Genomic DNA, 8,057 nt, shown 5'->3' on the forward strand with positions numbered 1-8,057 from the left:
CACTGGGGCACTTTATTTGATATTCAAGTGACATTTTCACTGAACAGATAAGGTGACATTTTCACAGACTATTGACAGTGGTCTGATGGAAAAAAGTAAGATTATTTAGCGGCAAAGGGAACGTCGGTTGCTGTGTTTGTACGAATCAGGGAAAGTATATAAAACACTAGCTTCATCCTACATTGATTCACTGGCATTCTGTTGATGTGCTTGATTACGTGCAGTTCTACGTGGCACTGTTGAGTTAGAAAAATGTGTTACCAAACAATACGAACACACATTCCTATCGTTTAGTAACGTGCCACTGAAGGTGTTACTGTACGGGTGAAGTAGATGGGTTGCCCTGTGCATGAAGAACGCCACCCACCCATGGGGGTCTAGTCTATTCTGATGTGTTGCTGTACGTGTCTACGTATGGCGGTGTGTATTCTTCTTTCTGTGATGATATGTAACGTTACAAATTATTCAGTAGTGAAGTTATGAAGCCCAACAGCCCCCGGGGGACAAAAAAGGTACCAGTGATAGATTCAGTCACGTAGAATGCCCAATAATGATTCTTCCCCTTACACCAACCAGCACACACAGCAACACGTGGTAAAGTACGAAAAGGAATCGAATCAAAGCACGTCTAACTACACCCCCCACCCAGAAAAATAGGGGTGGTAAAAAGAATACTGGCACATCAATGGAACGTTCCAGATGCACAAGTATTGTTCTGATGTGCTAATGAACAAACGGAAGTGCTAGGCAAAACAACCTGTACGTGAAAGATGCAATTCTTGCAGATTGAACGTATCAGGGAACCAACCGAAGGGCGGTAGAAAACGATGGGAATGCATCGGACATTTCACAAACAGCCCTGTTCTTTGATGTGCAAGAAGAACAAAAAAACATGCCCCCCAAAAGGGAACATGAAAAAAAAACATCTTGGACAAAATCTAATTGCTTCAATAAGACGCAAATCACAGTGGATAATGCCAAACATCATGTTAGTCTAAAATTAAATTCTGAATCGTTTTTTTTTGTTAGCCTTGCAGTTTTTCCCTTTCATTACACTTACATCTTCCACAAACAATACACTTAAAATCAGTACAATCTGGACATATTGGGTCACCAAATTCTAACGTTGCCCTACAATCACACTGATGCCAACTAAAGGAATAACCTGTTTTTCTTTGTTCCTTTCTTTTCCCCATTATACGTTCTTTGATTGTTTCCAAAAGTACTTGTTGCGGTTCTAAAATTACTTTAGCCATCTGGTGAAGAATATTAGGGTCTGGATGAAACGTGATAGATACCATGCCATCTTGATGCGCAGGTTCTAAAACACATCCATAGACCACACCAGTGCTGTCTAAAGCTTCCCACATTTCTTTTATTTCAAAAGGCTGAATCGTACTGCGCATAAAATCATAGGACATTTGATGGAATTTAGGGTATCCACTTTCCCACAAAAGGGTATTACTTTCATAGAAAATTACCAGCCCTTCCTTTCTATCAAATGTAATTCGTATAACATGTCCAATTTCTAAGTCTGATTTAACGTTGTATTTAATAACCATAATTTTGACTTCCCCCATCCCAAATAGCTTCACGCATCATTGTTTCAAGTTCTGTCCTATCGTTTCCCATCGTCATTACCGTATAACTACTTTGCTTAAATGTACTAGGTTTCCTTCCGCGGAATTGTCTAATTAGTCCAACATTTTGATTCATTATGTATTAACCCTATCAAGCGCGAATGTAAACTAATAGCCAAAAGTTAACATTCATTTCCTTGATTTGCTTGTATTCAGGTGCTTTTAGTAGTATGATAGCCTTATCAAGAAAAAAGTATACATTCAAAACACGATAAATAAAGGGATTGATACGTACGGAAACCAAATCACACGAAATTGACGTACAGCCAATCCGAAGTCAGGAACAAATCAAAGATATGCTTTGGGCGTTGAACAGGCATTGTAGTAGACGTGATTACATACTATTCTTGATTGGGATTAACACAGGGTTACGTGTCAGTGATTTGCTTACATTAGAAACACAACAAATCCTAGCGTTACGTAACAGGAAGCAAAAGAAGATTACGGTAAAGGAAGGCAAAACAAAGAAGCAACGCGAAATTAACCTGCATTCAATCTACCCTGAAGTGTTAGCATACGCTGAAACCAACACATCAAAGTACTTATTCCCTTCGCGCAAAGGTGATAAGGCGATAACGAAAATACAAGCGTACAGGCAACTTCAAAAGGCAGCGGACTTTGCAGGTGTAGAATCCATCGGCACACACACGATGCGTAAGACATTTGGTTACTGGTTGTACAAACAAACCAAGGACATTGCGTTGTTACAAGACATCCTAAATCACAGCAAGCCTTCCATAACGTTAAAATATATCGGAATCAATCAGGAAGAAAAGGATAAGGTATTAGATAGTTTTTGCTTGGGGTTGTGATGTGGCACATCAGAAGAAGCACTTTCAGGGGTGTAACCTTTGTTACAGCCTTTTTTTGTTTGTCTTAATACCGTTCTATGATGCGTACAAAACGTGTAGGTTGGGTGTCTGGGTGGTCGTAGGGGTGTACAGTGGTGCAAGTCATCACGACTGCCTACCCCCCCCCAACCAAAAATTAGACGTGCTATTCTAGGCGTTTTATAATGGATATATAAGGTATCATCGTTAACGATACCCAGCAAACTTTGAAAGGATGGCGAATCAATGGATGGTGTAGCGAAGATTACTGTTGGTGTTAAGGTAACACCGGATTACTTAGAAGAACTTGATACGATGGTGCAGTTCTTCCAAAGTCGCATTGAAGTGGGGAAGGTCACACGTGCTGAACTGCTTTTGAAGGCATTGGATATGTACAAGGCGCACGTGGCAACAATGCCTGAATATCAAGGCTTCCTTACCCAGAAGGGGTAATCTGTTGGTGATGTGATGACACGTTGAAATGTAGTTTCAAAGTGCGGGTACAATACAACAAATCAAATCAACCTACGCACCAATTACACGGTGGAAGGGACTGATTTGATTATGGCAAGGGTAAGTTTCAAGAAGACGCAAGCAGTATGCGAAGAAATGCAAGCGCAACGTGATGGATTCTTTCATCTGATGTGCATAGAATTGCAAGCTGATGAAGTATCCTATCTGAACTACAACGGAAGTAGGCTGGCGATGTACTTAGAACATGCAAGTGTTGATGCGTTTTGTTTTGACAGTACAAAGAAGCGCACCTATTCGTTTGAATGCAAGAACGTATCTGCTGAGCGTGCACCTAACGTGACACTAGAATTGTCACATCAGAATGGTAAGGTAGGATGGGCGTTGGATGAATGCACGATGAACAAGTACATTGTGTTCTTCTTAGAAGGTGTTGGTGCTGTGATGTGCCATATGAAGACGTTTCAAGACGCTGTGAAAAAGGGGCACGATGAATGGGACGATGCATTCTTCTATGGCAAACACAATGGAAGCAGGATAATCAAAGTACATTACGATTGGCTTATCGAAAAAGCAGGTGGGAAGTTCTACCCGGAAGAAAAGCTACTACATGCAGAAAAGGTACAACGTGATATGCAAGCACGTCGATTGCTTTCTACAATAAACGAACCTGGTTCAGATTCCTTCAAATACACAGTAGCCGGTATGGTTGAAATGGTGTGCACTGACAGAATGGGGATAAAAAAACGCCAGACTATTGGCAGTAGTCTAGCGTCCAGCATGGTGTGCTGCATGGCAATCAGCACAGCATACAATGCGGTGTACTTCCTTATTCACTGATTTGCGTGGGTGGTGTACAATATTGGTACTTTAAGTGTACCACCCTTAAACTTCCACATCAATAGGAATTGGTCTGATATGTAGCTTTCCTTGTGCGCGAACAATACAACAAACCAATCAAACGAACGCACCATTACAAATGGTGAAGGGATTGGTTGTTTAATGGAAGCAGATAGATGGGTTAATGAACAAACAGGTGAAGTAAGAACAGGTGTGGTAATTTCTGATGTGGTGTATTATCGCACATCAAGGCAACAGGAAGCGTGGGAACACATCAAACGTATCGAAGGAACTAAGAAGTTGTACCGCACCCATGGTGATAAGTTTACGAATGGCAACATGGATGCGATTAGACAACTTGCAACGGTACTTGATGATACCACGTTGGGTTATCTTCTAATCTTGCAGACGGTGTTGCAGTATGACGGTACCCTAGGCACATCAAAACGTCGATTTACGAAGGTAAAAGACTTCGAATCAGTGCTGAACGTGAAGGAACGTCAAGCGAAGAAAGTTATTAAGATATTGCGTGATGTGGATGTTCTTCGCGTAAATGATGAAGGCGTGTACTGTATGAACCCTACGTACCACTGGAAAGGTAGTTTTCTTTCGTCTGATGCGCAGAAGAATGTGAAGCTGATTACAAGCAGTATTCAAGGACTAGTTGATGCAGGTGTTAAGGCAAAAGATTTGGGTGCGGTGTACTTGCTACTTCCCTACATCAGTTACAGAAGCAATCTTATCGTACACAATCCGTGTGAAGTGAATGTAGAAAAGTTGCAACCGATGAACTTGGAAGAAATAGCTGATGTGATAAAGCACGATGCTACAAAAGTATCAACGAAGTTACGCAAAATTACGTTCACATCTAGTAAGGGTGAAATGTATGCGTTTAGCATCGCATCAACAGGTAGAACATGTAACGTAATTGTGAATCCATTACTTGTACGTAGATTAGCAGACGAAAAGGCACAGGAACTGTTAAGCTACGAATTTCTTACACTGTTCCTAATCAATAGACCGTAACGCATTCACTTTGATGTGGGAAGTTAAGGGGTACGTACATTGTACGTATCCTTTTTCTTTGTTGATATGCCATCAATTCACGCGATTTTGTGCACCTTTTTGCCCTAATACACGCGATTTTGTGCACCCTATAAAAAACGTTGAAACCGTTGGTACTGTAAGGCTGAAGTCACTTTTCGGGGTGTTCATCCCTTCTTATATCTTAGAAGTACTTTTGCACATCAAAGAAGATGGGTAGAACGTATTTGCACGTACAGCAGGTGTGTAGGATTGCGTTATTTGAAGCGGCAAAGCCGCTTGTTGCTTCGCAACACAAAAAGAACTTTTAAACTACTTCTTCAAATCAAAGGAATACTTGTTGTAGTGTGCGTTGGCACACGTTACTTACAAGTACTTCAGCGTTACTTGCAAGTACGTTTGTGATGTGAAAAGAAGTTATAGTAGTTTTTAGTGTTCGTAGCGAAGCGAAGAACAATCAAGGTGCGTTAGTACCGCAGATTCCAAGAACACCTGATATACGTGTACTGATGTGTGCTGTACGTACTGACAAAGAACTTAACAGGCTAACGCCTGTTTTGCTTCGCTTCGCTACGCAATGCTAAATACTTTTAAATCAACAGAATGATGTAACGTGCTGTAGTGTGCGTAGCACACGTTATGTGCAAGTAGTCCATACAAGTTCTTCTGATGTGAAAAAGATTTAACACAGCCCTACAATACGTGTTCCTGATGCGTGCTGTACCTGTGCTGTATGTGTTCCTGCAAGTGCTGCTGTACTTGTGTTGTACGTGCACTGTCTGTACACTGGACGCCCTGCTAGACGTGTTCTATACGTGTTGTGTATGTACGTTCTTCTGATGTGTAGATGGACGTCAATCGGGCGTGCTGATCAACGTACTTGATGTACTTTCAAATCAACACGAAGCAACTACAACACTATATGTCCAAGTGATTCAGTGGATTGTACTTGTCATTCTGTTCCTTCAACGCTGTTCCCCAAATGGCAAGATAACGTTGTGTCATGGAAATGTTACTGTGTCGAAGCATCTTTTGAAGTGTGAAGATGTCACAACCATGCATCAGCATTCGATGTGCGAACGTATGACGGAAGGTGTGTGCTGATAAGCGTACATCTTGGAAGTTCATAACTACCTTCAAACGCTTGAAAACACATTTCACACTGTTTTCTGTCAGTTTGTTTCCTTCATTATCAGTAAACACGTTATCTGGAACGTACTTAAACAATTGTTCGCAGAAAATCCTGTATTCACATAGTTCCTTGATTAGCTTATCTGTGATGGGGATAGAACATTGCTGACGTTTTTTACCGAATACCGTAATTGTTCCATTCTTAACATCAACTTCATTCCACGTAAGATTGACCATTTCGCCTAATCGAACGCCTGTACCAAGCAGAAACACAATCATGGTGTAGTCACGATAAGCATAGAAGGATTTTTCCCGTTGCTTGATGCGCTGGTAGTAGCCTAACATCTTTCTGATGTGATTGTCTTGGAACACTTCAATCTTTATATCTTCTTTACCATAAGCTATCTTCTTGGATGGGTTTTGCTTCTGTGTGATTACTTCAATTTCTTCAAGGTAGTTAAAGAAAATCTTTAAGATGTGCAGTTTACTGTTTCGGGTGGTTACGTTGTTGTTTCGTTCCTTCTGGCAGTACAGTAGATAGCTTTTCACTGTGCTTGGCGTTACGTCATTCACATCAACAGTTTCCTGATTCGCACAAAAAGCTTGAAATTCATTCAATGCAGACACGTACGATTCGATTGTTTTAGGTGACAGGTTTTTGTATTCCCTGTCGTCCTTGAAATCTTTAATCGCAAACTTCAACAACATAAAAAGCACACCCCTTTTCAGATTTTGATTCTGAAAGAAAGTGTGCTTCCTTATTGAAAGCGTGTCTGTATGCGACCACAACTTTTATTGCGCTGTGCAAATCACCTACAAACCCTTGATATATCTATGTATGGTGATCCGGACTGGGTTCGAACCAGCGACCCCCACCCTGTCAAGATGGTGCTCTCCCAACTGAGCTACCGGATCATGGTGTATCACCTGTTCCATGTACGATGGTTCATGGTGGGCCCTGTAGGACTCGAACCTACGACCAATCGGTTATGAGCCGACCGCTCTGACCAACTGAGCTAAGGGCCCGAGTGCTTACCGGACGCGGTGACAAGATCTAATATAAACCATTCCCCAACAAATTTCAAGAGAAAAAATCAAATTTCCATCGAAAATTTTTAGCTACATTGGAAAACTTGCATCAGATCCCTCTGGCGGAAGCGGTTTCTTCAAACGTGTGTGCGGCTTCCCTTTCTTTCCATGTAGGAGAAAGAACCATCCTCTTTCGGCATGAGAATGGTCCTTCTCTCTATTATCCGGCTTGCTCTTCCTTCTCCTCCCTCACCTGTACCTGCAGCTCGCTGCGCTCGGCCTGGGCTTCCTGTTCGTCGCGGAGGCGGTGGGCCATGCGGCTGGAGGCGTTGGCGGCGATGCTGGCGATGAGGTCATCCAGGAAGGTATGGACCTTGCCGGAGGTTTTGGTATCCAAACGCTTGATGATTCCCACTTTGTGCTTGTCGAGATGGCCAAACGTCGTGACGGCGATGCTCCCGTACCCGAATACGGAGCCGAGCGCCAGTGTCTCGTCGCAGCCGAAGAGGCCTTCGTCTTGCGCGATGATGGATTGCAGGGGTTCGGAGAGCAAGCCTTTTTCGGCGAGTACGTCGAGCTCGATGCCGACGAGGATGGCGTGCTGCATTTCCCGCTTTTCCAGAACGGCCCTGACGCTTTCGATGCAGGGTTCGAGTGTGAGCTCGGGATGGTACGGAGACTGCATCAGATATACGATTTCGGCGATATCCTCAACGGTTACCCCCCGATCTGCCAGGCGCTGCAGGGCGGCGTTTCTGACTTCGCTGCTGTGAACTTGTTTCTTCATCCATATACAACCCCTTCCACCCTATGAGTGAAGTCGTACTCTTATCATACTATCATACTGTGACGAAATTGCGACAATCTTTCGCCTCCTTGTACTACGCAGGACTCTGGGCGGCGGTTTCACCGTTTTTGTATCATGAAGGAAATGAGGCTGTGGACACCTTCCGAGGACACTTCGCGACCTGCTGCAACTAAGAAAACCCAGCCGACTTTAGCTAGTTTCCCCTGAAAAATTCCTGGGGTAAGTCAAAAACAAAAGGAATTCAGCTCTCTAAATGGAAGTAGT

Annotated in this window: 7 protein-coding genes and 2 tRNA genes; 4 read left to right on the forward strand and 5 right to left on the reverse strand. The window is 42.8% G+C overall.

The window, feature by feature from the left end; all coding sequences use genetic code 11:
- Positions 1-1,025: 1,025 nt before the first annotated feature.
- Positions 1,026-1,562, reverse strand: coding sequence for a hypothetical protein (locus ACE99V_RS19705; RefSeq protein ID WP_400492913.1), 537 nt, complete (start codon positions 1,560-1,562; stop codon positions 1,026-1,028).
- A gap of 305 nt (positions 1,563-1,867) precedes the next feature.
- Here ACE99V_RS19705 and ACE99V_RS19710 point away from each other — a divergent pair, with 305 nt between their 5' ends.
- The 4 genes from ACE99V_RS19710 to ACE99V_RS19725 all read left to right on the forward strand — a co-directional run bounded on the left by ACE99V_RS19710 (position 1,868) and on the right by ACE99V_RS19725 (position 4,807).
- A complete protein-coding gene (locus ACE99V_RS19710) occupies positions 1,868-2,452 on the forward strand; it encodes a tyrosine-type recombinase/integrase (protein WP_400492919.1) in 585 nt (194 codons plus the stop codon).
- Between the two features lie 264 nt (positions 2,453-2,716).
- Complete coding sequence (locus ACE99V_RS19715) at positions 2,717-2,923, forward strand: hypothetical protein (protein WP_400492914.1); 207 nt, start codon at positions 2,717-2,719, stop codon at positions 2,921-2,923.
- Between the two features lie 105 nt (positions 2,924-3,028).
- Complete coding sequence (locus tag ACE99V_RS19720) at positions 3,029-3,781, forward strand: hypothetical protein (RefSeq protein ID WP_400492915.1); 753 nt, start codon at positions 3,029-3,031, stop codon at positions 3,779-3,781.
- Positions 3,782-3,943: 162 nt separating this feature from the next.
- Positions 3,944-4,807: a hypothetical protein gene (locus ACE99V_RS19725; RefSeq protein ID WP_400492916.1), complete on the forward strand. Its 864-nt coding sequence runs from the start codon at positions 3,944-3,946 to the stop codon at positions 4,805-4,807.
- Positions 4,808-5,743: 936 nt separating this feature from the next.
- Here ACE99V_RS19725 and ACE99V_RS19730 read toward each other — a convergent pair.
- The 4 genes from ACE99V_RS19730 to ACE99V_RS19745 all read right to left on the reverse strand — a co-directional run bounded on the left by ACE99V_RS19730 (position 5,744) and on the right by ACE99V_RS19745 (position 7,772).
- Positions 5,744-6,664, reverse strand: coding sequence for a tyrosine-type recombinase/integrase (locus ACE99V_RS19730; RefSeq protein ID WP_400492917.1), 921 nt, complete (start codon positions 6,662-6,664; stop codon positions 5,744-5,746).
- 131 nt (positions 6,665-6,795) lie between these two features.
- Positions 6,796-6,871 (reverse strand) — tRNA-Val (locus ACE99V_RS19735).
- Positions 6,872-6,905: 34 nt separating this feature from the next.
- Positions 6,906-6,982: transfer RNA gene (locus ACE99V_RS19740), tRNA-Ile, on the reverse strand.
- A 223-nt stretch (positions 6,983-7,205) separates the two neighbouring features.
- Positions 7,206-7,772, reverse strand: coding sequence for a phosphatidylglycerophosphatase A family protein (locus ACE99V_RS19745; RefSeq protein WP_400492918.1), 567 nt, complete (start codon positions 7,770-7,772; stop codon positions 7,206-7,208).
- Positions 7,773-8,057 lie beyond the last annotated feature (285 nt).

Origin of the sequence: Brevibacillus soli (assembly GCF_044759095.2) — a bacterium.
GTDB lineage: Bacteria > Bacillota > Bacilli > Brevibacillales > Brevibacillaceae > JBIYSM02.

Excerpts from the sequence above, each read along its gene's own strand:
- ACE99V_RS19705 (WP_400492913.1), bottom strand. The coding sequence starts at position 1,562 with ATGGTTATTAAATACAACGTTAAATCAGACTTAGAAATTGGACATGTT.
- ACE99V_RS19715 (WP_400492914.1), top strand. The coding sequence starts at position 2,717 with ATGGATGGTGTAGCGAAGATTACTGTTGGTGTTAAGGTAACACCGGAT.
- ACE99V_RS19725 (WP_400492916.1), top strand. The coding sequence starts at position 3,944 with ATGGAAGCAGATAGATGGGTTAATGAACAAACAGGTGAAGTAAGAACA.
- ACE99V_RS19730 (WP_400492917.1), bottom strand. The coding sequence starts at position 6,664 with ATGTTGTTGAAGTTTGCGATTAAAGATTTCAAGGACGACAGGGAATAC.
- ACE99V_RS19745 (WP_400492918.1), bottom strand. The coding sequence starts at position 7,772 with ATGAAGAAACAAGTTCACAGCAGCGAAGTCAGAAACGCCGCCCTGCAG.